26 protein-coding genes and 1 pseudogene are annotated in these 23986 nt (G+C 52.3%); 8 read left to right on the top strand and 19 right to left on the bottom strand.

The window, feature by feature from the left end; all coding sequences use genetic code 11:
* Positions 1-374 precede the first annotated feature (374 nt).
* The 11 genes and pseudogenes from IDH41_RS11385 to IDH41_RS11335 all read right to left on the bottom strand — a co-directional run bounded on the left by IDH41_RS11385 (position 375) and on the right by IDH41_RS11335 (position 10176).
* Entirely contained in the window at positions 375-920 is a 546-nt protein-coding gene (locus IDH41_RS11385) for a hypothetical protein (RefSeq protein ID WP_190861059.1), read from the bottom strand.
* 66 nt (positions 921-986) lie between these two features.
* Positions 987-1784 (bottom strand): lipid II flippase Amj family protein, encoded by a 798-nt coding sequence (locus IDH41_RS11380; RefSeq protein ID WP_190861057.1) that lies wholly within the window; start codon positions 1782-1784, stop codon positions 987-989.
* A gap of 23 nt (positions 1785-1807) precedes the next feature.
* Positions 1808-2584, bottom strand: a complete 777-nt coding sequence (locus IDH41_RS11375) for an SDR family oxidoreductase (protein WP_190861055.1) — start codon at positions 2582-2584, stop codon at positions 1808-1810.
* Between the two features lie 618 nt (positions 2585-3202).
* Positions 3203-3763 carry a methylated-DNA--[protein]-cysteine S-methyltransferase gene (locus tag IDH41_RS11370; protein ID WP_190861053.1) on the bottom strand — a complete coding sequence of 187 codons (561 nt, stop codon included), beginning with the start codon at positions 3761-3763 and terminating at the stop codon, positions 3203-3205.
* Complete coding sequence (locus IDH41_RS11365; protein WP_190861051.1) at positions 3760-4365, bottom strand: DNA-3-methyladenine glycosylase I; 606 nt, start codon at positions 4363-4365, stop codon at positions 3760-3762. The genes IDH41_RS11370 and IDH41_RS11365 overlap by 4 nt, the downstream gene beginning before the upstream one ends.
* A gap of 22 nt (positions 4366-4387) precedes the next feature.
* Entirely contained in the window at positions 4388-5035 is a 648-nt protein-coding gene (locus IDH41_RS11360; RefSeq protein WP_190861049.1) for a hypothetical protein, read from the bottom strand.
* Positions 5036-5201: 166 nt separating this feature from the next.
* Positions 5202-6316: pseudogene (locus tag IDH41_RS11355) on the bottom strand (NADH-dependent flavin oxidoreductase).
* A 226-nt stretch (positions 6317-6542) separates the two neighbouring features.
* Complete coding sequence (locus IDH41_RS11350; RefSeq protein ID WP_223829631.1) at positions 6543-7460, bottom strand: ornithine carbamoyltransferase; 918 nt, start codon at positions 7458-7460, stop codon at positions 6543-6545.
* A gap of 845 nt (positions 7461-8305) precedes the next feature.
* Entirely contained in the window at positions 8306-9010 is a 705-nt protein-coding gene (locus IDH41_RS11345; RefSeq protein ID WP_190861045.1) for a DUF421 domain-containing protein, read from the bottom strand.
* Between the two features lie 78 nt (positions 9011-9088).
* Complete coding sequence (locus IDH41_RS11340) at positions 9089-9628, bottom strand: GNAT family N-acetyltransferase (protein WP_190861042.1); 540 nt, start codon at positions 9626-9628, stop codon at positions 9089-9091.
* Between the two features lie 53 nt (positions 9629-9681).
* Positions 9682-10176, bottom strand: coding sequence for a hypothetical protein (locus IDH41_RS11335; protein WP_223829630.1), 495 nt, complete (start codon positions 10174-10176; stop codon positions 9682-9684).
* Positions 10177-10291: 115 nt separating this feature from the next.
* Between IDH41_RS11335 and IDH41_RS11330 the strand changes: the two genes are divergently transcribed.
* Both IDH41_RS11330 and IDH41_RS11325 read left to right on the top strand, forming a co-directional pair.
* Entirely contained in the window at positions 10292-10561 is a 270-nt protein-coding gene (locus tag IDH41_RS11330; RefSeq protein WP_190861040.1) for an AbrB/MazE/SpoVT family DNA-binding domain-containing protein, read from the top strand.
* A gap of 3 nt (positions 10562-10564) precedes the next feature.
* Complete coding sequence (locus tag IDH41_RS11325) at positions 10565-10966, top strand: PIN domain-containing protein (protein WP_190861038.1); 402 nt, start codon at positions 10565-10567, stop codon at positions 10964-10966.
* Here the strand turns inward: IDH41_RS11325 and IDH41_RS11320 are convergent.
* The 3 genes from IDH41_RS11320 to IDH41_RS11310 all read right to left on the bottom strand — a co-directional run bounded on the left by IDH41_RS11320 (position 10923) and on the right by IDH41_RS11310 (position 12560).
* Positions 10923-11405, bottom strand: coding sequence for a nucleotidyltransferase family protein (locus IDH41_RS11320; RefSeq protein WP_317890729.1), 483 nt, complete (start codon positions 11403-11405; stop codon positions 10923-10925). The genes IDH41_RS11325 and IDH41_RS11320 overlap by 44 nt on opposite strands.
* A 134-nt stretch (positions 11406-11539) precedes the next feature.
* Positions 11540-12190: an HAD family hydrolase gene (locus tag IDH41_RS11315; protein ID WP_317890728.1), complete on the bottom strand. Its 651-nt coding sequence runs from the start codon at positions 12188-12190 to the stop codon at positions 11540-11542.
* Between the two features lies 1 nt (position 12191).
* Positions 12192-12560 (bottom strand): hypothetical protein, encoded by a 369-nt coding sequence (locus IDH41_RS11310; RefSeq protein ID WP_190861035.1) that lies wholly within the window; start codon positions 12558-12560, stop codon positions 12192-12194.
* A gap of 784 nt (positions 12561-13344) precedes the next feature.
* Between IDH41_RS11310 and IDH41_RS11305 the strand changes: the two genes are divergently transcribed.
* The 6 genes from IDH41_RS11305 (at position 13345) to IDH41_RS11280 (ending at position 20861) form a co-directional block, all read left to right on the top strand.
* Positions 13345-14259, top strand: coding sequence for a helix-turn-helix transcriptional regulator (locus tag IDH41_RS11305; RefSeq protein ID WP_190861033.1), 915 nt, complete (start codon positions 13345-13347; stop codon positions 14257-14259).
* Positions 14256-15086 (top strand): NAD(P)H-binding protein, encoded by an 831-nt coding sequence (locus tag IDH41_RS11300; RefSeq protein WP_190861031.1) that lies wholly within the window; start codon positions 14256-14258, stop codon positions 15084-15086. Before IDH41_RS11305 ends, IDH41_RS11300 begins: the two co-directional genes overlap by 4 nt.
* A 20-nt stretch (positions 15087-15106) precedes the next feature.
* On the top strand, positions 15107-16057 hold the full coding sequence (locus IDH41_RS11295) for an ATP-binding cassette domain-containing protein (protein ID WP_190861028.1): 951 nt from the start codon (positions 15107-15109) through the stop codon (positions 16055-16057).
* Positions 16054-16863, top strand: coding sequence for an ABC transporter permease (locus IDH41_RS11290; RefSeq protein ID WP_190861026.1), 810 nt, complete (start codon positions 16054-16056; stop codon positions 16861-16863). The genes IDH41_RS11295 and IDH41_RS11290 overlap by 4 nt, the downstream gene beginning before the upstream one ends.
* Before the next feature lie 42 nt (positions 16864-16905).
* The gene (locus tag IDH41_RS11285; protein WP_190861024.1) at positions 16906-19185 is read left to right on the top strand and encodes an ATP-binding cassette domain-containing protein; all 2280 of its coding nucleotides are present in this window, start codon (positions 16906-16908) and stop codon (positions 19183-19185) included.
* A gap of 482 nt (positions 19186-19667) precedes the next feature.
* The gene (locus IDH41_RS11280) at positions 19668-20861 is read left to right on the top strand and encodes an MFS transporter (RefSeq protein ID WP_190861023.1); all 1194 of its coding nucleotides are present in this window, start codon (positions 19668-19670) and stop codon (positions 20859-20861) included.
* A gap of 149 nt (positions 20862-21010) precedes the next feature.
* Here the strand turns inward: IDH41_RS11280 and IDH41_RS11275 are convergent, their stop codons facing one another.
* The 5 genes from IDH41_RS11275 to IDH41_RS11255 all read right to left on the bottom strand — a co-directional run bounded on the left by IDH41_RS11275 (position 21011) and on the right by IDH41_RS11255 (position 23799).
* Positions 21011-21421, bottom strand: a complete 411-nt coding sequence (locus IDH41_RS11275; RefSeq protein WP_317890727.1) for a nitroreductase family protein — start codon at positions 21419-21421, stop codon at positions 21011-21013.
* A 61-nt stretch (positions 21422-21482) separates the two neighbouring features.
* A complete protein-coding gene (locus IDH41_RS31305) occupies positions 21483-21665 on the bottom strand; it encodes a hypothetical protein (RefSeq protein ID WP_223829629.1) in 183 nt (60 codons plus the stop codon).
* 222 nt (positions 21666-21887) lie between these two features.
* Positions 21888-22724 (bottom strand): nucleotidyltransferase domain-containing protein, encoded by an 837-nt coding sequence (locus tag IDH41_RS11265; protein WP_190861021.1) that lies wholly within the window; start codon positions 22722-22724, stop codon positions 21888-21890.
* A 72-nt stretch (positions 22725-22796) separates the two neighbouring features.
* Positions 22797-23237: a P-loop NTPase family protein gene (locus tag IDH41_RS11260; protein WP_223829628.1), complete on the bottom strand. Its 441-nt coding sequence runs from the start codon at positions 23235-23237 to the stop codon at positions 22797-22799.
* Positions 23238-23289: 52 nt separating this feature from the next.
* A complete protein-coding gene (locus IDH41_RS11255) occupies positions 23290-23799 on the bottom strand; it encodes a DinB family protein (protein WP_190861016.1) in 510 nt (169 codons plus the stop codon).
* Between the last annotated feature and the right edge of the window lie 187 nt (positions 23800-23986).

Here is a 23986-nt window from a genome sequence, read left to right as displayed (position 1 = left end):
GCTAGCTACGAGGCGGCTTGGCCCCTACCCCGACCGGACTTTCACCGGCTAGTTGTACCCAGCTTTGCTAGGCGCGCACGGACCCAAAAGCCGTTATTTGCGTGAAATCGTGCATGTCAGGACTGTAACGGACTTCAAAGCCTTTATTCGGCGGCATTGAGGCGTGAATTGATGATTTTTGCGGCATTAGCGTCTCTGTGGTCCGTTACAGCGGAAACGCCGCTCGCAGCATGGAAATAAGAGCATCTCGGTCCGTTAGGACGGGTGCGTCCGCACCCGATCTACAAGCCGTCCTCCGTGCAAACCAAAAAAGGCCAAGCCGGACATTCTGGCTGACCTTATCAGACAAAGGCTGCCGAAGCAGCCCGGGTTCCTTACCGTTTCTTCAAGTAATGAATGAACCGGAACAAAACAAAGCCGATGAATAAGAGAGAGACCGTAATGGCCATCCAATTGGCCTGCGAAGGGACGGCGTTGTTCGAGCTTTCGATGACCATCGATTTGGCTTGCGGGGCCGGCTTCAGCGGGATGTCTTTGCCCTCCAAATAAGGATCCACGTCCGCTTGGTCCGCGACCTTCTCCGTCGGCGAGCAAAGCGGATTCTCCCAGCCGGTCGCTTTCTCGTATAGAAAAAAGAGATAGGTTTCCCCTTTGACGCTCGGTCCATGCCAAGAGCCCCATGTGATGTCCTCTTGTATCGTTAAGCTTTGCGCCTCGATCCCTTTGAAGCTTCTGAGCACCTTTACCTGCAATTCATTGCTGACCGATGTGGCGACGATCTCCTCCACCTTGCCGACGACGACCCCGTCGTATCGTTCATAGGCCGTTTCGATCGGCGGTATATTCGCGCAGGACAGCGCATAGGAAGCATTTGGATAAAATATCGTGAATAGAAATAGCAGCATCAGCGAAAATAGCATGATCTTTCTCAATCTCCCCACCCCTATGTTATAGACGAGTCGGGGGGCCGTTATGTTTCGGATTCGCTATAAAACCGATACGAGCCAATGAATCCAATGCGCGGCCGGGACCAATAAGAGCTGAGCAAGCAGCGTGCCCGCCAGCCGCGACAACATGAGCAGGCCGAAAACTTTGTTCAGCGCGGCGACTTCCTTCTCCCCTCTGAGCACCTTATCCGTCACGAGTCCGATCTGAGGATCGATAAGGATGGTGAGCAGGATCGTTGCTACTCCGTTAATTAGTCCGGAGGCTTGCGAGGCGGCAGTCGCATGCTCCGTCGTAAGCGTCGATGCAAGCAGCGCGGCAAGCACGCCGATCGTATAGATCGCGGTGACGAGCGCGTTAAGGAGCACCAGCCTTTTCGGTATGCCGCCGACACGGAGGCGAGACAGCATCGATAATTTGGGTACGCGCAGATGATGGCGGGCATTCGTTATTTTTTCAAACGAAACCGAAGTTCGGATCATTTGAGGAATCGATCCCGCCACTTCCAAATGGGCGATTACTCGGGCCGCAAGAAATACGGCGGACGGGAATAGCAGCAATGCCGCTAGCGTCCCGATCGTAGAAGCTCCAATAATGAGGCGGAATTGATCGACGAGATTGTAATCCGCATGCTTTTTAGCGAAATCTATGATTTTGCCGGTAAGCGGCGCCTGCACCATATTCGCCGTTCTTGAAACGAGAAGAATGATCCCCGAAAGGGAGAGGGCGACCGCCAGCTTCCCTAGACGGACGCCCGCCAAGCGAAGCGAATAGGTGAGCGTCTCGGAGAGATGGATAATGAACGTAAACAGGGCTACGACTAGCACTTGCTCCAGCAATGGGACACCTCACCGCGTTTATTTCACCAAAACCCGCCGTCGGAATGGATGATCTGGCCCGTAATCCATTCGGCATCATCGCTTGCCAAGAAAGCAATTAATCGCGAGACATCCTCTGGCTGACCTATACGCCCCATCGGGAATCTTGGCAATAGAAAATGTTTAAGATCCTCCGTCATCCAACCGGAATCGGTAGGACCGGGGTCAACGGCGTTCACTGTAATTTTGAGCGGAGCCAGCTCGGCCGACAAGGATCTCGAGAAAGCGGATATCGCTCCTTTTGTGGTGACGTACGCAATATTTCCCGCCATGGGAGCTTTATCTTGGCCCGATACCAGATTAATAATGCGCCCGCCGTGCCTGCCGTCAAGACGACGGGCAAATTCGACGGATAACAGGCATGTACCTCTAACATTAACGGCATAATGGGCATCCAGCATGTCGGGGGTTAACTGCCGAAAATCGACGTCCACGCTATGCGTCGCATTGTTCACGAGAATAGCCGGAAGACCCAATCTTGCTTCCACCTCGTCCAAAAGCGTTGAAGGCGAATCCGTTACCGATAAATCCAACTCCATATGCTCGACTTGTATACCAAAGCCGCGTAACTCTTGCGAGAATCGTTCCGGCCAATGGTTCTCGGCATCATCGTAACGAATGACATTTTGATCATAGCTCGTAAAATGGGTGAAAAAGATGTCCGCCCCTTCATTAGCCAGCGCTCTACAGATGGCGGTGCCGATCCCTCCTCGACGGCTTGCTCCGGTAACAATGGCTATTTTCCCTTTTAATCGGCTCATTGGACAACTCCTTTAATCGTTGATCGACGATACTAGCGGGTCCGCTTCGCTTGCTGAAATCGGATCGCTGGGCAGATCGACTCTCATTTCCTTGCTTACTCGATTCTCTAACCAAGTCACGCTTACCGTCGTTTGATCGGCAAATGCTTTAAGATCTGCCTCATTGGCAAACGTGAAGGTGTAGTAATACGTATAGGATTCATTTTTGCATCGGCCTCCTAACCACGGCGACACTTCCAATATTTAGACGAAAAGGAGTCGGATTTGTTGCGCAAACTTTCCTTTCAAGATCAAATCCGACAGGACCGGCTGCGGAATCAGGGAAATCACCAATTGGATAACGCCGTTACAGTGGCTTATGAGGCAACCTCACTAATTACTGAGCCAAAACTCACTAATCAGGCGGGATTCGAGAACCATTCGCGATTTAGTGAGGCTACCCTCACTCCCCATGAAGCCAGCCTCACGGCGAGTGAGGCTAGCCTCATTATTTCGGAGAAGCCCTGTTGTAGGCGAACAAACAATGAGGTTTGCCCCACAATTCGTGAGACAAACCTCATTGCTCCGCCCCGCCGAAGCTCCTTCCTTCAGATTCCGCCTCATGTCCCCGGACATCCGCTAGAACTGGAACCTGGAATGGCCTTTATTCGTGTACTCGTCGAATCCTTCCAGCCGAAGCAGCTCTCCCTTCACCTGCAGCCCGCCTCTGTACCCCGTAAGCGCCGAGGATTTGCCGATCACGCGATGGCACGGGATGACGAAGGGAATGGGGTTGGCGCCGTTGGCCGCGCCTACGGCCCGGACCGCCTTCGGCTTGCCGACCGCTTCGGCAATTTCCGAATAGCTTTGAATATGGCCGTAAGGAATGCGGGTTAACGTCTGCCAGACGGAAACCTGGAACGCGGTGCCGCGCAGATCAAATGGAAACGCAAACGATGTCCGATTGCCGTCAAAGTACTCCCGCAGCTGATGCGTATATTCGGCCATGCGGCCGGGATCGTGGACGAGCTTTGCGCCGGGTATTTTTTTGCCGATCCATAGCTGCAGCGTCTCGAACGGTTCATGCGGCTGGGTAATCAGGCATAACCCCTGACGGGTTGCGGCTAAATAAAGAGGCCGATTTTGAAAGATCGGATGGACTAGCGCGTCCCAATACACTTCCGTTACCGATTGACTCATAAGGATGACTCCCTCCCGAGATTATGCCGTACCCGCTCCCTTTGGCTCCCCTGCGCAAAATCGCAATCGAGCGTATGATCGTTGACCATGCCGCAGGACTGCATGAGCGCGTAACAGATCGTCGAGCCCACGAATTTGAAGCCGCGTTTCTTCATATCCTTGCTCATCGCATCCGATTGGGGAGTGGTCGCCGGCACCTCGCTTCGATCCCGCCATCGGTTCACGATCGGTTCGCCCCCGACGAACGTCCAGATGTAAGCGTCAAAGCTGCCGAACTGTTCACGGGCCTTCAGGAAACATTTCGCATTCGCGATGGCTGCCTGAATCTTCAACCGATTGCGGATAATGCCGTCGTTGTTCAGCAGCTCGGCCACCTTGTCCTCGCCATAGCGGGCGACCTTCTCCGGATCGAATCCGTCGAACGCTTGCCGGTAACTCTCGCGTTTCTTCAGCACCGTATACCAGCTTAGGCCCGCCTGCGCCCCTTCCAGCACAAGGAACTCGAACCAGGTTCGATCGTCGTGGACCGGAACGCCCCATTCGTGATCGTGGTACGCGATATATAAAGGGTCGTCATTGACCCATGCGCATCGAGCCGTCATTTTCCTGCTCCCTTCTCTCCCTTCAATGTTCCTCATCCCAAGCCATCGCAGAAGAACCCTCCGCTGCATTTTCGCTCCATACGTTCTTATACAGCTCGGTAACGATTAATTCAACGACGCCTGATTCATCTAACGAGACCTCTTGCGATTCGTAAGCGTCGTAAGGAAAAATATAAAATCCAAAATCGTCTCCGTCTCTGTAATTAATTCCGCTTACTCCAAATTCGGAGCTGGTGAAGGACTTGCCCTTGTATTGCGCCGCCATCCTCGCGGTCATCGTCATCGTGAACGAATGGCCGTTTACCCTCGCATGATGGACCCCCGAAATTAAAGAAGCGCCCGTTATTCCGTAACGTCCGTCGGACCTGAACCCGATTCGGTATCCGCCTGAATTCATGCTGCCGGTATTGTCGATCCAAGATACGTACACGCGATGGATGCCATCATTGTACAACTCCTTCCCGACATTGCTTTGCAAATCGGAGAGGTCAATGGAAACCGCATATTGCCCGTCCACGAGATGGCCGTTCGTATCCTTGTATTTGTCGGTGTTGTTGGCGATGTAGGCCATCCCTTCCGTCCATAATCCAATATAACCGACCCGCCAAAGCGCCAACAATACGACAACGGCCGCAAGCGCGCCGATATAGGAAGCTTTTTTCCATTTCATCTATAATGGCCTCCCATCTAAAACTAAATCCCTCTCCTGCGTAATCCCTCCCATAATACCATGCCTCCCCAAATGACGGCAAAAAAGCCCGGAATCCCGTAACGCGCGCGGGATTCCGGACTCCGTAAGACGACAAGTTTTCCTGCCGTGACGACCGGCACTTCGATTAGGCTTCTTCCGCGACCGGAAACCAGCCCGGAATGCTGAACATGAGCTGCCACATTCCGTCCGGAATCGTCAACCGCTGCCGATCGTTTAACGAAATCGCGGTGCGAATCCCGTCCTCCCGTCCTTCCGCCACGAGCTTCATCCAGTCCGGCTCCATGACGAGCTCGCGGCCGATCGCGACGAGCCGGGCCCCGGTCTCCAGCGCTTTGACTGCGTCTTCCGGCGTATGGACGCTCCCGACTCCGATGACGGGCAGCTGCCGGCCGGCGCGTTCTTGAATGATCGCAAGGCGCGTGCGGGAGTCGTCGATCCCCGGCGCGGTACCGAAGCGTAATTGATCAAGGAGACATGTAAGTAGTCGAGTCCTTTCGACGCGAGGGCATCGATGAACCGAAGCGTCTCGGCCATCGTGATGCCCGGTGTCTCCGGCTCTTCGGGCGATAGCCGGTAGCCGACGATGAACGGCGTCTTCGCATGCGCGGCCACGACCCGCTTCACCTCGTCCACGATCGCGAGCGCCAGCGTCATCCGCTTCTCCGGCGAACCGCCGAACCGGTCGCTGCGCCTATTCGTGAATGGCGAGAAAAACTGGTGAAGCAAATTGCCGTTCCCGCCATGGATCTCCACGCCGTCAAAGCCGGCCTCGACCGCGCGTCTTGCGGCCTGGCCGTAAGCAAGGACGAGCGCGTCCGCCTCTTCTTCCGCAAGCGGGCGAGGCACGGAGGCTCCCTCCTTCTGCTCGGGCACGTCGCTTGCGCTCACCAGATCGCCGGTTAACGTGCCTTGGCGGCCGGCGTGGAAAATTTGCAAAATCGCCTTCGCCCCCTGCTCCTGAATAGCGGTCGCCAGCTTGCGAAGACCCGGAAGGAAGGCGTCGCGGTCAGCCCCCGGCGCGCCCGGGATGCCGCCACTCGGCGCAACCCACGTCGCGGCCGTAATCACCATTCCCACGCCATGGGCGCGGCGGGCATAGTAGGCGATTTCCGCGTCTGAAACGGAACCGTCGGCATTGGAGGACATATGCGTCATGGGGGCCATGACGACGCGGTTTTTCAATCGGATTTGATTCGGCAGATGAAGCGGTTCGAACAAGGATGGATAACGTTCGTTCATGAGCAGGCAGCTCCCTCTCTTCTAGGTTTACCCGGATACAATGGCTAACCCATGCCGTCGAGCTCGGCACCGCCACGTCTGGCGGATCGGTTACTTTGAAGTATAAGGGAGCAGCTTCCTTTATGTAAGAACGCAAATTATTTTGTTCTAATCCAAATAAATGGACTAACTAACTTATTTATAGTTAGATGTGCAGGACGTCGCCAGGATTTGTTCCCCCGCTGACCTACCTCTCCAACAAATGGATCAACAAGCTCTTCTGCACATGCATCCGGTTCTCGGCCTGCCGATAAATAACGGATTTCTCCGATTCGATCAAATCCTCTTCGATTTCGAAGCCGGGATGAATCGGCATATCGTGCATGAGATAAGGGGTATAGCCGCCCAGATTGCTTTTGTTAATTTGAAAAGGCAGCATGAGCGCAACCCTTCTGTCCTTCTCTTCCCGATATTCGGGGGCCGCGAAAAACTCCATGTCCACCCAGGTATCCGTATACATAAAATCCGTCCGCTTCGCCGCCTCGGCTACGCTCTCAAGCGTCTCGATATGACCGCTCCGGTAAGCCCGCCGCATCAGCTCCTCGTCCCAAGAAGCTTCATTGACGATCGGCGTGACGAGCAGCAGCTTGACGCCCAAGGTGACGCAGCCCGCGATCAAGGAATTGGCCACATTATTATGAATGCCGACATACGCGATCGTCACGCCTTCGAAGGTTCCCTTCACTTCGTAGACGGTCATCAGATCGGCCAACGCCTGGCAGGGGTGATACTTCTCGCAGCAGCCGTTAATGACCGGAACGGCCGAGTACTTCGCCAATTTCGCCAAATCGGCGTGCTTCTTTAATCTCGCCATAATCGCGTCGCAATTCCGCGATGCGTATCGGGCTTCATACCGGATCGGCGACAGGCTGAAGTTGCTCGAGTCCCAATCCATCGTTACCGCATAACCGCCCAATTGATTGATGCCGGATTGAAACGACAGATTCGTTCTCGTAGACGTCTTCTGGAACAGCATCAGCAGTCCTTTTCGTTCGCACGCCTGGTCATAGGCGCTCGGATCGCGCTTGATCTCGATTGCTCTTCCAATAATGGAGAGCAGCGCGTCCTTGTTTAGTTCTTGCAAAGATAGAAGATGATCGCTCAATGGTTTGCCTCCTTGATAAAATGAATAAATATACATAAAAATGAGTATTTATTCATTTTAAGAAAGGTTCCACTTATTGTCAATAGCTTTAAGGGGTACCGTAGAGGCTAATAGCAACCTTTACTACCTTTTACTCGTCTTCTCCATTAGCGCAAGGAGGAACTGAAATGAAGATGCAATTGTTTTAGGAAAACAGGATTCAGAAGGGGAGAGGATGATCCTGCTTGCAGAAGACATACACAACTCTGAATTACTGGTGGATTTAGAAACAATATCCTCTCAGACAATCGAAGAAATCATAAGAGCTGGCAAATATGATTTACGCTGGTTAGATGCAAGCGAATTAGGGATACCCGACCTCCGACTTCCATTGCCAAACAAATCGACATAGTGAACTGAACGCCCGCCACCTGCGGAAAGGCTGCACATCAGCATGGCCAGCCAAGCGCAAATGCTGCGATTGTGCAGCCTTTACGGCGTCAATGATGCAGCCGGACGGAGTGCCTGCGTTTGTGCAGGTATTTTGAGTCCTGTGACCCCTATCGAGCGAAAGAGCCGAAAAAAGATGCGCATTTGCATGCATTTGCTACACAAGCCTGCATGGACCGGTCAAAAGCCTGCACATTTGCAGCACATTTGCAGCACATTAGCAGGCTTCGGCATAAGACGCGCTGCCTGGCGATCAAGCAACCTGCGGCTTAGGCTCGTGATGCAACGTCTGCCAACAAAACAACCGGCCGAAAATGAGAAAATGAGGAGCAGTAATAACTCCCTGGCATCGCCATTTTCCTCCTTTATGATCTAGCGAACCGTCTACCAAGCCAATCAGCTTTATGGGACAGCCCCTAATATGACTCCCGCACCGCATGCACTTGAACGGTCAGCTTGCTGTCCACCGTGGCCAGGATGACGTCTTTTAAATCGAGCGGCCGGATTTCCGATTCCAGCCATGCCCGGTCCTTCCCGATCTCGCGCAGCAGCTCATGCTCCATGTGGCCGTCGGTAATGATCGGCTTCGTCAGGTTGAAGGGCTGAACGGCCAGCTTAAGGTCCTTCGGCGTGACGGGCTGATAATCCGATTGGACGAACACGGACAGCGTACCGCCGGGCTCCCATGCCGCGAAGGCAACCTTCGTCATATCCTCCACGTTCGATTTGCGCAGCTCCGCATACAAAAATTCGATCGGCAGCTTCGCCTTCGACAGGTTGGGGTAATTGAGCTTGCCGTTCTGAATCAAGGTTATCGCCGGCGGATCGAAAAACCGCTTGAGCAGCGGGATCTTAAGGCTGAACCAGATTGCGGCTATGTACAAAATAACGAGCGACACGGTCGTAATCATCGAGCCCGTAAGGCCCAGCTGCTCGTCGGACAGCGGATGGGCAATGATATTGCCGAGCGTCAGCGCGATAATGAAATCAAGAAATCGGAGCTGCGAGATAGAGCGCTGCCCCATCAGTTTGGCCGCTACGAGCAGAAATCCAAATCCGACGACGCTTCGCAATATCCATTCGACTGCCGTCAACGTCTCCTGGCCTTTGAAAAAATCCACCATCAGTTCCTCCGTTACCCTGTTGTCGGCAATTAGGATTTCCTATTATTCCCTAAACGATGCAGACGGGCAGACGGGCTAAAAGGGGGAGGATGCCAGCCGCTTAACGTAACAGTGCCTCGGCTTCCCCCCGTACATCGGACGCGTAAACCGCCGGGCAAAGCCTGCGGCCTCCAGGTTTCGTATGCTTGAGGCGTTGTCCGGATGAACCGTCGAGTAGAGCCAGCCGGCTCCATACGCAATCGCCCGTCGCTCGCGAAGCGCATGGAAGCGACGCTGCAAACCTAATCCCCGAACGGATTCATGGACGACCGTGGCTTCTAGACAAGCGACCTTCGGAAGCTCCTTCTCGGGCACGCCGAATTCTCTTCCGAGATTACTCTCGCTATGTTTCGGGAATGACAGCGAGGTGTAAGCGACGAGTTTGCCGTCCAGATACACGCCGTAGATTTCGCCGTTAGCCAGCAGATAGTCACGGAAATAAGCTTCATCGTCCATGGCAAATAGCTCCTGCGATGGGAGACGGGAAATAACGTCGCGCATGAGCGCCATCACCTCCGGAATTTCCCGCTCTCCTAATCGGCGAAGGTCCATGCTAAGTTCGTCCGAACGAGTCATGTTTGCGTTCTCCTTCTGTATGACGGGTGAGTCACGTATGCTGCCTAATTGCCTCATCCGTTATTTCGTGACGCATTGTATTCATCCAGATCGACCGCTTCCTTGAAAAAGCTGCGGAACCTGCGGGACAACTCGTCGTCTTGGCTTAGCAACAACGTGCACGACGAGTCCCAGCATACGATCTCCACCTTCGCTTTCGGATGCTGGATAGCGGGCGCTCCATTCCAGTGCTCCGGATTGCCTGCGGACGGTTCAACCTGTAAGCCTGGCATGTCCACTTCAACCGTCTTATCGAAGCCGGATAGTACGCCCCAAATAAACTGAATGTCGTTCTCCGAGACGACCTTCGACAGCTGTTCTCCGGTAAGCCATAACGGTCTGCCTTCGTCATCGTACGGAAGAACCGGTTCGGGATAGTGATTGCACTCCAAATCCGTCAGCAGCCAATTATAGTTCAGCTGCCTTCCGCCGAATGCTTCAAATACCGTTCTTAAATCCGTATGGTAGGGCATCTTATCGGAACTTTTCAAAATGGTGTTCAGATGCATTCCTCCTTCGGACGCTCTATCTCATAAATTGAAATGTAATACGAATAACGGTATAATCGAAGTAATACTGAATTTTATGCATTACAATTTCCCATGTAAGAGGCGGTGAATACAAATGCCAAAATACGTTACAGGAAAAATGACAAGCAAAGGCCAATTAACCATTCCGGCGGAATTAAGAAACCAGTGGGGCCTCAATGAAGGAGACAGACTCATGATTGAAATCGATGATGAGACAGGAGCTTTCATCGGCTTGAGACCGCAGAAGAAAAAATCCTTACGCGATGTGGTTGGCATACTTAAAACTGACATCAAACATGATGAGCAAAAGATCGAAGATGCTATTGCTAAAGAAATAACAGATAATTATTTTAAGGAGTATTGAGCTTTGAAGCAAACATTCTTAGCTGACACTAATATCATTACTCGCCTGCTCCTGAATGACGATCCATTACAATCCGAAGCAATCGTTCGGCTCATTGATGAAGATAAAATTACCTTGGTGGTTACTACGGCTGTCATTGCCGAATTATGTTGGCTTCTTAAAAGCTACTATAAGTTTTCCCGCGAAAAAATTGCACACGCATTGTTGGAATTGTTGGATCACGAGGACATCATTGTACAGGAACCCGTTGTTAAGACCGCACTTGAAGTACACGGCGAACGAAACGTCGATTTCGTGGATGCCTATTTGGCAGAGAAATCTAGAGCAGACAAGCATCCTGTGCTTACCTGGGATAAAGATTTCAAAAAGCTGCGGTGCGAATATTATAAGCCCGATAAGATTTAACGATAGCTGACCACCTGTTAGCGAAGGGGCTGCAGCTTCGACAGCCTCCGATCAAACAAACAAACAGCTTAAGCTTTGGCCATGTTTGCAACCACCGCTTGCTCTCCACGCGCGTTAAGAAATACGGTTGATCGGCAAAAAAAGGGCTTCTCCGAACCGCGAGACCGAGCAAATCATCGAATCCATGAGGGGCGATAACGCGCACTTGTTCGTTATGATCGAGCGTTACCGCAACGGCGGTCGCCGTCTCCGGCCATCGTTTCATTGCCTCGGAAATGTTGCCGTAAGGCGGATCGCCGTTTCGAAGATGCATTCTGGCCTGATTTTTGACCGACCACCGATACCCGTTATATTGACTGCTTAATTGATATTCATGCTTCTTTTCCGTTTCTTCCGAAATGTCGGAAGGATCTTCCTCACGTATCCCGCAGCGATGCACCCGTTCGGAAGCCGCAAGTCTCGAACCATTTTGAGAACGATATCCAGTCTATGATACGTACTCATGATGGCAATGACCCTTTGTTCATGGATGTCAGCGACCGTCACCATTCCGATTTTTCGATGCCTCCTACTCTAAAGTAAAGCAAGCAGCTGCCCCAGCTCTTGGATCGAGCCCGCCGGAACGACTCCCCTGCTCTTCATCTTTTCCGGATCGCCCCGGTACGAGACGAATTTGATGCCCGCGTCTTGGGAGGCCCTTCCGTCGATCCACGCATCGCCGACCGATATCCACTCATCCGGCGAAATCGTCGGATATGCGCGCAATACGGGATATACGGCGTCAGGAGCCGGCTTCATCCGCTTCATCTGTTCCCTGCCGATGATGAGATCGAAGCAGTCGACGATATCATTCCTCGTCAATGCCGTTATCGCGGCCGAGTAGGCGTTATTGGTGACGATTACCATTTTGTATCGGCCAAATAACTGCCGCAAAAGGTCCTTCGCACCCGGCTCCAATCCGGCATTCTCCATGCCAAGGAGCTCATGCTTCGCCGCGATGTCCCACACGTCTGCCTCCGCTTGTGGATTCCAACTTCCCCTGCGCTGCGCGTATTGGATAAGCGTGGAGGAAGTATGCTCCTCGAGCTTTATATCTTGTTCCAGCATATTATGATCGGCCAAATAGGCATAAATCTCGTTTCGCATCCTGCCGAAGTCGATGCTGGACCGAAGGAGCGTGTTATCCATATCGAAAATAATGCCTTTTATTTTGTAAGACGTCACGCTACTCACCTGCCATTCCGATCGAGCGAGATGCTTCCGGGGCTTCATGATCGGGCTCCGCTCTTTCGTCTGCGGGATATTGAATGTTAAGCAATTCCGCGTTCTCGTCCAAAGATACATATTCGTAGCTTGCAAAATACTCCTGATCTACTTCGATCAGGTTCCACGTACTCCTGCTGTCGATCGTTAGTTGAAACTCCTGAAGCCCGCCGGAGTACGGATCAATCGCTTTCGCCCAGTAACGGTTATCGGTTGAGCCCTTATCGGTAATTTTTATATAAGATGCCGTATTCGTTGTCGGCTCCGAGCATCCCGATGCAAGTATGCTCGCAAGACAAGCCATCAGAACGACGGCTTTCCACTTGCCCATATGGCGAACGCCCCCCAGCCTGCATGAACTTGGAAAACTTTACTCCTGATTCCCGGACCTCCGCTCCGCTATTTTCTGAAGAGAAATATGGATAGCCCTTAGATAAGCAATTACACAGACGAAGCCGATTACTACAACCCAGCTTAGAAATAGCATTGGCAGCACGCTCCTTATCGGTTTTTCCAATTCCCTCCTCATATTACCATACCCGGATCCGAAGCGAGCTTAATTTCGAGTTTCTGTTTCAGCTCCCCTGAATCCATTTTTTAGCCAAATGATTCCTCAGCGCGCTTGCTTGCTACGAATTTGCAAAATAAAAAAGGCTCTTCGGAATATTTGGTTGAAAGTCATAGAATGACATAGCGATCTAAAATCGGATTATATGGTTGATAACGAAACGAGTAGAGTCGCGAAGACTTTGAATATATTGACAATAGTCGAAACGTTTATGAGTGATTGGAAAAGAGACCTCTGCGGGGATATTTGTTACACAGAAGTAGAGAAGGATTCGTGTGTTATTTGGGGGATAAGGTCTAACAGATTAAAAATACAATGAGATTTTGTTCCTGCGGCTCAGTTTATGATTACACTTTAGTAATGTGCAAAATAATGAGCTAGTGAAGGACTGTGGCTATATAGAGGTGTAAAAGGTCATGCAAGATTCTACAGGGGGTAAAAAAAATTCCGATGTATTTTCAAATCCTGACAACTATGTTGTCAGGATTGTTAGTTTAGGATAGGAAACAGATGACCCACACTTCATTGACCGAGGGGAGGGATGCCCATGAGACTGGATCGTTTGCTTGGGATCGCGTTGGAACTGATGGCCAAAAAAAGGGTGACCGCTGCGGAACTGGCCGCCAAGTTCGAAGTTTCGATACGCACCGTCTACCGCGATGTCGAACTGATCAATCAGGCTGGCATCCCGGTCGCTTCGTTTACCGGCGCGGACGGCGGGTTCGAGTTGTTGAACGGATTTTTCCTGACGCGGCAACACTTCTCGGTCGATGACTTGTCAGTGATCTATACGCTTTTGAAGGCGATGGAAAGGGCTATGGGAGGTGCCGTGGCACCCGCAATGCGGAAGCTGGCCAGTCTGAACCCGGAACTGGCGAACGAAGGAAGCTGCGAAGCCCTCATTCTGAGCATCAACACGTCGGACTACGAGAGGAATATCGTTCAGGAGCTTTTCCGAGCTGTCCGGCAATCCCGCGTCGTCAGGCTGGCATACACAAGCGCATCCGGAACGGCAACCGAGCGTAGCGTGGAGCCGCTAAATCTCCTGTGGGAGAAAGGCGTCTGGTACCTGGAAGGGTACTGTCGATCGCGTCGGTCGAAACGGTATTTTCGCGTGTCGCGAATCGCCTCGCTCGACGTGTCCGAGGAAATGTTCGTCCCTCGACAAATTCCGGACGAGCTGGAACGGGACGAAATTCAAGGGATTCGCGCCCATCTTCGCTTCGACCTGACGGTTCGCACACGCGTATTAGAGCAATTCCCGGGTGAATGCAAGTATCAGGGGGATTGTATCGATGTGCACACGACCTTTTACAAGAAAGGGTATGCGCTATCGGTCATCGCAAGCTACGGAACGAATGTTGAGATTGTATCGCCGGCTGAGCTGCGGGACTACATCATCGCCCATATCGAAGCCATCCGCCGACATTACGCAAGAAAACGAGGAGGAAATGGAACATGACGATTTTGGTGACAGGGGCAACAGGAACGGTTGGACAACATGTGACGGAACTGCTGGTGCAGCGGGGAAGTTCCGTAAAGGCGCTGACGCGCAATCCGGAACGGGCGAGAGCCAAGCTGCCGGAAGGCGTACAGATCGCGGCGGGCGATCTAATGAAGCCGGAGACACTGAAGGAAGCGTTGCAAGGGATCGAGGCAATGTTCCTGATTATCTCCAGTGACGAGCCGAATGCCGATCTCAACACGGACCCGCAAGTTGTGGCGCTGGCGGAAGCTGCTGGCGTGAAGCGAGTTGTCGTACTGGTCGGCTATGAAGAAGGTCCGGTAGAGGAATCGCTGCGGGCCAGCGGCATGCAATGGACGCTGGTCAAGCCGGCCGAATTCATGGCCAACGTGCTGGCGGATTGGCGGGAGACCATCCGAACGGAAGGCGTGGTGCGGGAGTTTTTCGGAGACGCGCTAAGCGCACGGGTACATGAGAGCGATATTGCCGCCGTCGCCGTCGAGGCGCTGCTGGGCGACGGTCATCACGGCCGAAGCTATCCGTTGACCGGACCCGAAGCGCTGACGCGCCGCGAAGCGGTGCAAGCGATCGCCTCGGCGATCGGCAAAGACATCTCATTCATCGAGTTGGCCGAAGAAGACGCGCGGCAACAATGGCGGGAACAAGGCTACGACGAGGAGAGCGTTGAATTTTTCGTGCAGATGGCGAAAAATCCTCCAGAGGCCGGCTATACCGTGTTGCCCACGATCGAGCAAGTACTCGGCCGGCCGGCTCGCAAGTTATCCGAGTGGGCTGCCGAGCACAAACGGGTGTTTCTATCATAACAGCATGGGAGGATTGGAAGATGGCCTACGCAATTGAAGCGCAAGGCTTGCGCAAATCGTTCAAGACGCGTGAGGCGGTGCGCGGAGTGGATCTGGCGATTCAGCAAGGGGAGCTGTTCGCGCTCCTCGGGCCGAACGGCGCCGGTAAGACGACGACGATCCATATGCTGACAACGCTGTTGCATCCGGATGAGGGAACGGCGAGCATCTGCGGATACGACGTGGTGAAGGATGCCGCTGTCGTGCGCAGGAACATCAGCGTCACAGGCCAGTATGCGGCGCTGGACGAGTCACTTACCGGCTGGCAAAACCTAACCCTGTTTGCCGGACTTCACGGCTATTCTCGCAAGGATGCCCGCGCGCTTGCGGTGGAACTTCTCGAATCGTTCAATCTGGCGGAGGCCGGCGACCGGACGGTCGGAACGTATTCCGGCGGCATGCGCAGACGGTTGGACCTTGCAGCCGGCATTCTCTCGGAGCCCAAGGTGATGTTCCTCGATGAGCCGACGACCGGGCTCGATCCCCAGAGCCGGCGTGAGTTGTGGGATGCGGTGCGCCATCTGGTGAAGAATGGGACAACTGTGCTTCTGACGACACAGTATCTGGAAGAAGCTGACCAATTGGCCGATCGCATCGGTTTCATCGCCCAAGGCAGGGTCATCGCCGTCGACACGCCGGAGAAACTCAAAGCGTCGATCGGCGGCAAGACGCTGACGATCAAGCTGGCGGAAGGGACGGATCCGGCTAACGTCTGTCGTCTGCTCACAAGCGAATTCGGGATGGAGGCCCATTCGGACGAAGGCGGGCTGATTGTGAAAGCGGCGGTGCGGGAAGCAGCGCTGGCGCATTCCGTCATCGGCACCCTTATCGATCAAACGGCAGCGGTCGACGATTTCGCCTTGAGCGAGCCGACCCTCGACGATGTGTATTTCGCGCTTGCCATAAATCGCGGAAATGAGGTGGCATCATGAGTTTTACCCAGACTTCTGGAGCCCGAACACCTCGGCGAAGTCCGGGCTGCCTAGCCTCGACTGCGCTGATTATGCGGAGAACGCTGCTTCATATGAGGAACAACGGCTTCGGCCTGGTTGTTGAGGCGGTATTGTCGCCGATCATCATGCTGCTCATCTTCACCTTCTTGTTCAGCGGGGCGATTGCTGGCTCCGTCAGCGGGTATATTCAATATCTGCTGCCGGGCATCCTCGTGCTGACAGTTGTGCCGATGACGGTGTATAGCGGCACTACGCTATGCACAGATATCGCTAGAGGCGTCTATCATCGGTTCCGCACGATGCCGTTCTGGCAGCCCGCTGCTCTCTTCGGTCCGGTCATCGCCGATGGATTGCGTTACTCAGCAGCGCTGCTCACCGTTCTGTCAATGGGACTTGCGCTTGGATTCCGGCCGGAAGACGGTGTCGCTGGCGCTGTGCTGGCAGCGATTTACGTTTTATTTTTTGCTTATAGTGTCAGTTGGGTGTTTGCGCTCATCGGCAATGTGGCCAAGCAGCCGGAGACAGTATCGGGCACAAGCATGATGCTTGTATATCCTCTCCTGTTCGCCAGCAACGTACTCGTCGATACATCGACGATGCCCCGATGGTTGCAAGTGGTAGTCGATGTGAACCCGATCAGTGTGGCCGTTGCGCTGACTCGCGGGCTATTTCACGGAACTGCGGACGCGGCCGACCTCGCGGCGGGCATGGGTGTCTGCCTGCTGCTGGTCGTCGTCTTCGCTCCGCTCACAATATTCGTTTACTTAAAGAGGCAACTGCGGTAGGAGAGTTCCCGTTTCATCGAACACTATCCAAAGGAGGCGGCAATGAATCAGGAATATATCGAGATACGACGCGCACGAGAGAACAATCTGAAGGATGTGTCGCTTCGCATCCCCAAACGCAAAATCACAATCTTCACCGGCGTGTCCGGCTCCGGCAAATCGTCGATCGTCTTCGACACGCTCGCGGCCGAAGCGCAAAGGCTGCTGAACGATAACTTCAGCCTGTTCGCCCGTAAGTTTATGCCCCGCTACCCGCAACCGCAGGCCGACGCGATTGAAAACCTAAACATGGCGGTCATCGTCGATCAGAAGCGGCTCGGCGGCGGCGCGCATTCGACGCTCGGTACGGTCACCGACATTTCGCCGGTATTGCGCCTGCTGTTTTCGCGCATAGGCCAGCCGTGTATCGGCAATGAGAATCTGTTTTCCTTCAACGATCCAAAAGGGATGTGTCCGAACTGCAACGGTGTCGGCCGGATGGCCGGCCTCGATTTGGATGTTGCGCTGGACAAGAGCAAGTCGCTGAATGAAGGCGCCATTCTTTTGCCCGAGTACGCCGTTGGAAGCTATGAATGGACGATATGCGAACATTCCGGTTATTTTGACCTGAACAAGAAACTGACAGACTACAGCAAAGCCGAGATTGAGCAGTTGCTATACAGCAAGCCTTGCAAGATTGAGATGAGCGTCGGCGGCAAAATGATGAATTTTACCTACGAAGGTATCATCGAGAAGTTCGTTCGCAAGTACATCAGACGCGACGTTAAGTCTTTGTCCGAACGCACGCAGAAGATGGTCGCGCCGTTCATTACGGACGGCCCGTGTGTGCTCTGCGGCGGCGCCCGGCTCAGCCAGGAAGCGTTAGAATGCCGAATTAACAGCTACAACATCGCCGAGCTGTCAGCGCTGGAGGTTGGCCGGCTGATCGGCTTGCTGCGGGAGATCGACGACCCGGTCGCGGCGCCGATAGTTGGGGCGCTGAAGGAGCGGCTGCAGCATCTGATCGATATCGGATTGGATTATTTGACGCTAGATCGACCGATTGACACTCTGTCCGGCGGCGAATCTCAGCGCGTTAAGTTAGTCAAGCATCTCGGCGGCAGCCTCGTCGACGTGATGTATATATTTGACGAACCGAGCGTCGGTCTGCATCCCCGCGATGTGTATCGGCTGGGCGACCTACTACGCAAACTGCGTGACAAGGGCAATACGGTCATTGTCGTCGAACATGATCCCGACGTGATCCGGATCGCCGACCATATCGTCGATGTCGGTCCGTATGCCAGCTCCGGTGGTGGGATGATTGTTTACGAAGGCAGCTATGAAGGCTTGTTGCAGGCGGACACGCTGACCGGTCAACATCTCAAACAGGCGCTGCCTGTCAAGACCAATGTGCGCGTGCCCACTGGCAAACTGCCGATTCGGGGCGCTGCGCTCTACAACCTCAAAGATATTAATGTCGATATCCCGACGGGGGTCATCACTGTCGTTTCCGGCGTTGCCGGCTCGGGCAAGAGCACGCTGATCAACCGGGTGTTCATGCAGAAGTATCCCCATGCGATCGTGATCGACCAGTCTTCAGTCGGCGTCTCGACCCGTTCGATTCCGGCCACTTATATAGGGATCATGGACGACCTGCGCAAAGCGTTCGCCGCTGTCAACAAAGTAAACGCAGGGTTGTTCAGCTTCAACTCCAAAGGCGCTTGTGAACAGTGCCAGGGGCTGGGGGTCATCTTCATGGATCTAGCATACCTCGACGAAGTGAAGCTTCCGTGTGATGTATGCGGAGGCAAACGGTTCAAGGAGGAGGTGTTGGGTTACAGGCTGTACGGTCGATCAATCGCCGACGTGCTGGCGATGACGGTGCGCGAAGCGCTCGACTACTTCGACCCAAGTCATGGCGAGATTGTGAGGAAACTGATGGCGATGAGCGACGTCGGACTCGACTATTTGACGCTCGGCCAGCCACTCAGTACGCTGTCTGGCGGCGAATGCCAGCGGATCAAACTGGCTAGTGAGTTGCACAAGCGGGGAAGCATCTATGTTATGGATGAGCCGACGACTGGTCTGCATATGTCGGATATCGAACATTTGCTGGCGACCATGAACCGTCTGGTGGATGCCGGCAACACCGTCATCGTGATCGAGCATAACCTCGAAATCATCCGTAGAGCCGACTGGATCATCGAAATGGGACCCGAAGGCGGTAATAAAGGTGGCACAATCGTATTTGAAGGTACGCCCGATCAGCTGCTGCGGGCGGAGTATTCGCTGACCAGCCAGTATTTAGTGATTAGCGGACAAGCGGCGCGGGCCAGATAGGATAGTTTTTACAGATCAAATCTACCTGAATAATCGAACCCAATTCAACCCCGATTATTGCGGGCATTAATGCTTGGTAAATTAATCGAATCATAATTGATCTCGCCCGCGAGAGCGGGCTTTTTCCTCGATATAGAGGTCAAGCTTAATACTCGGTAAAGTTTTGCCCAAAAGTTTGATGATAGCCGCAGATCTCTTGAAAGAATCGAAATGAACAAGGTGAATCGATGGACATACTAACTCAACTTTCGCAGCTATTAATGGACAGGTAAGCTGCGGCTAGCCCATTCAATTCGAGAGGGGGGACAGTCTATGTTCAAGAGCAAGCTTTCAATGGCGTCTTGCGGTTTCGAATAATTGTGCCGAGGTCACATCGATTTGGGTGCCCAAGCGTTGTTTCCACTTGAGCTCAGACAAGTTAGACAATAGGTAAATGTGGCTTTAAATCAATGCTTCCTTACTAACGACACACAGCACTCCACATGTGTCGTCGGGGGAATAGGAACACAGTAGCTTTTTCAATTATAGGTGCAGCGACCGGGGCATTAGCTGGCAGTTTTGAAATACTGATGATAGCGCGTATATTTCAGGCAATCGGAACAGCCCTGTTACTACCGTTACTGTTCAACTCTGCTTTAATTCTATTTCCACCGGAGAAACGTGGAACGGCAATGGGACTTGTTGCACTAGTGTTCACAGCGGCGCCTGCGGTTGGGCCGACCGTTTCGGGAATGTTGATTTCGAAGCTCAGTTGGCTTTGGATATTTTGGGTGTCGCTCATTTTTATGTTGATTGCATTGATTTTTGGCGCGATTTTTATTCAGAATATAACTAACACTGCAAAGCCACGTATCGATCTGTTCTCCTTATCCTTGTCTGTCTTTGGATTCGGAGGACTGGTGTTCGGCTTCAGTAACGCTGGGGAAAGCGAGAGTGGTTGGATCAGCCCCAAAGTTTTAATCCCCATTGCAGTTGGCATTATAGCACTTGCATTTTTTGTATTCAGGCAATTGACGATGAAGAAACCATTAATGAATCTGAGAGCATTCCAAAACCCGATGTTTATTGTCGGAACATTGTTGATTCTTGCTTGCATGATGGTAAATCTCTCATCGATGTTAATTCTTCCAATGTATCTTATCCGCGTTCTTGAGATGAGTGCTCTATCTGCTGGTCTTGTTCTTCTTCCTGGCGGACTCATTTTCGCAATTCTTTCCCCCTTCATTGGGCGAATGTTTGATAAACACGGTCCCAAATGGCTGGTTATTCCAGGACTAGTTATGGTTACAGTTTCTCTTTGGTTTTTAACAGATCTCTCTACTGTGTCAACGATCGCTCTAATCGTGATACTTCATTGCTTTCTGATGATTGGTATTGTAATGGTCTGGAATCCTGCTCAAACAAATGGGATGAGCGCGCTTCCCTACGACATGTTTCCTGATGGTACAGCTATTATGAATACGTTGCTGCAGGTCGCAGGTGCTGCCGGTACAGCAATAGCGGTAAGCCTCATGAAAGCAGGAGAAACTAGGTTCCTGAAGGATGCGCCATCTTCTGATGCAACGCATGCATTAACCGTTGGTATTCAAGAGGCATTCTTCTTCGCAATGATCGTTGCAGCAACAGGCCTCTTGATTGGGCTATTTATCAAAAGAGTAATAATCGCTAGGTTATAACAGATACACACCCTTATAGGTCGGATCAGCATACATTCTGGACATTTCCACCTTAATTGAGAAATTAGAGAAGGGCGAGTTATAAGCCCTTTTCCACTATAAAATCCGAATGCCCATAAAAAAAACCGCGAATGATCGCGGTGTAATGCTCAAGAGAGATAATTGATTTTTGAAATAATCGGCGTTCTCGGCTTGGCCGCCGGAGCTTCCGCAGGGTAGCCGATGCCAAAAAAGCCAATGACATCGTAATCGGGCGGCACGCCGAGAATGTCGCGATTATGGGGCAAAGCGCCCGATGATGCCCAATAAGCGCCGACGCCCGCTTCGTGAGCGGCCAATAGGAAATTTTGGGCGAAGCAAGAGGCGGCCATCACATTCTCGTCCCGTTCGAAGGGCGTGCCTGCCGGTTTCGACAATACGGCAATAACGACGGGCGCGCTGCCGAAGTCCGTCTTATGATTCAGCTTCGCTCTCGTCTCCGCTCCGACGAACAGCAGCTCCCAAGGCTCGTTCATCCGATGGTTAGGCTCGTAGCTTGCGGCTTCCAGCCAGGAAAGCAAATCCTGCTCGCCGATCGGATCCGGCTAAAACCGCTTGACCGTTCTGCGGGTTTTAATGGCTTCAATTATGTTCATCGTTCGGCTCCTCGCTTGGATCAGATTGAACCGCTTCGGTGTTCGAGGCGACCTCATGCAGCTGGAACATCTGGATAAACTCTTCGATGATCGCTTCCGTCGCTTTTAATTCGCCGCTGATGACCGGCTTGATCGCTTCAAACGCCGGATCTTCTAGCTGCCGCTTCAACGTCGAGCGGTTAACGTTCAGCTTATCCAGGAAGGCGACCGCCCTGCCGCGGCGAAACGTTTGGGCGCTTCTTGGGGGATGGTGCCCATGATCCCGATGATGTCCTTGATCGCGATGCTCCCCATGCCCTCTATGGTCTCGATGACCGTGCCTGCGAATAACGCCCGAACAAGTAAAAAGCCTCTCGAGCGCAAGCTCAAGAGGCTTTCGTACACTATCGATTTAGATCTTTACAAACGCCTTCGTTTCTTCAATCAAGTCGCTCAGCTCGCTCAAAGACGTCTCCAACCGTTCCCGATCCTCTGCGATTAGGCTGATGATTTGATTGACTCTCTCGGCGTAATGCCTTGGAGCCATTCGAAAGGAATCCGCTATGGCGGCGGCCCCTTTCTCGTTCATCCAGTAGCATTCGTTGACCGCGAACAAAACCTGATTCAAGCAGGATATCGACCGAAAACAGCATCCGGCGACGTACGCCAAATCCGATTTGTAAATCCCTTTTCTCCCCGTATCCAGCGAGAAAGCCGCTTCCCATAGAAACGTTTGAATCATGGCCTGTTTCAATTCGGCCGGATACGGAATCGTCTTTGCCTTCATTTCCCCGACGATGCCGGAAGGATCCCATAATACTTGGCATAACGCGATCTCCGAGAAATAAATGGCGTTGATAAATCCGTGCGGGTGCCCGGGCTGGTAGTCGACGGTAATCTTTCCCGAGTGACATTGCTGCATCACGGCTGATACTTTGCTCAGGTCGCGATATAGAATATCGACGGGATACCGGTCGACGACCAGCCAGCCGCCTCCGTTAATCCATGGGCCCCAGCTGCCGATTTCCGTTATTAAGTTAAGCCTTCCCGCATCATCCAGTTCGGCGGCTGCCTGTTGAAGCCCCGCAATATCCAATCCCTTACCGGAATCGTAATAAATGCCGATATCGATATCCGAATGTTCGTTATGACTACCTCTGGCTCTCGAACCGCCAAGCACGATGGCGTTCACGCCGTTTATTTCCTTCAAACGGTTAACAAGTTTGGAAATCGTATTGTCTGTCTTCATAAACCCTCCACGGTGAATTAAATATGACTTTTGAATGTTAGCCCTTCTCCTCCATTCTCGCAGCTCCTTTCCTTAACGGTCCATATAACCGCCGTTGTCGCGAAGTCTAATCAGCTTTTCTTGGTATACGTTCAACTTGTCCTCAAGCCTGCTCCTATTTCGTTCAAAATCCCGCGTCCATTTAAACATCATCTTCAGCATCCAAAAGTCCGGTTTATACTGACACTTCTCCAATCCAAGCCTCTGCTTGCAGAACCGGGATACAATCCTTGTATGACGCTTCCACAACGGGGTATCCAGAAAGATGATCGTATCGGCCATTTGATACAGACATTGATAGGATTCTCGATCCGTCCCTTCAAAAATCCAATTGTCTTGTTTATCGATTTCCTTGATCGCATCGACTTGTTCGTTCGCTGTTCGTTTATTTCGTCCCGTTGAAGTCCGATGATGAACGAAAGAGTCGAGTTCATACCAAGGAATATCCATCTTCATGGACAAGCGTTTGGCCAAAGTCGTCTTGCCGCTCGCTACGCTTCCGACAATGAAGATCTTCCGCATCTCGTTAATCGTAATTCCATACGAGTTGTCCTCTTCTTATTTTGGCCGCATAGATGATCTGTCCCGTATGATAATGGACCTCTCTCACCATCGCGATCATAAGATTGAGAGCTGTCGTCTCGTTATTGACTTGGCTATAGGTAAGGGGAGGCCGATTAAGGAAGGGCTGTGACATTAATAACGCAGGACGGGATTTGAGATGTTCAAGATATTGTATAAGAATATCAAAAGCGTCATTGGTCATTTTGATGGCTTGTTCTTTTGACATTTTTAGCCCTTTTTCAAATTCTTTGTCTCTATCTCTTGTGTCCGGAATATCCAGGAGAACGGTTTCAATTCGAGAGTGTACCGCCCCTCTGATGTGAGCAACTAAGTTAGCGATGCTGTTGCTTTCCGATGTAGGGGAAGAAGTAATGTCTTCCTCGGACAATTGTTCAAGCGCTTGAAGAGTCCATTTCTTCTCCGATCTGAACTTAACCAGCATACTGTCAATTAGCTCTAAGGCGACCTCCATCAAATGCCCTCCCAATTATATAATGGTAAAGCAACCCCCTACCGCGTTAAACTGCCTTTAGCGGACATTAGAACCTCCGATTTTTAATTAGAGTTTAAGCCCATTATATCCTTCTAAAACCGGCTCGCAAAGAACGTTTGTTCCTGTTTTGATTTTTTTGGGGCACCCGCCAAAGTGTGCCCTTTCC

This window comes from Paenibacillus arenilitoris (assembly GCF_014705655.1).
GTDB lineage: Bacteria > Bacillota > Bacilli > Paenibacillales > Paenibacillaceae > Pristimantibacillus > Pristimantibacillus arenilitoris.
This window is presented reverse-complemented; position numbering and strand designations above follow the sequence as displayed.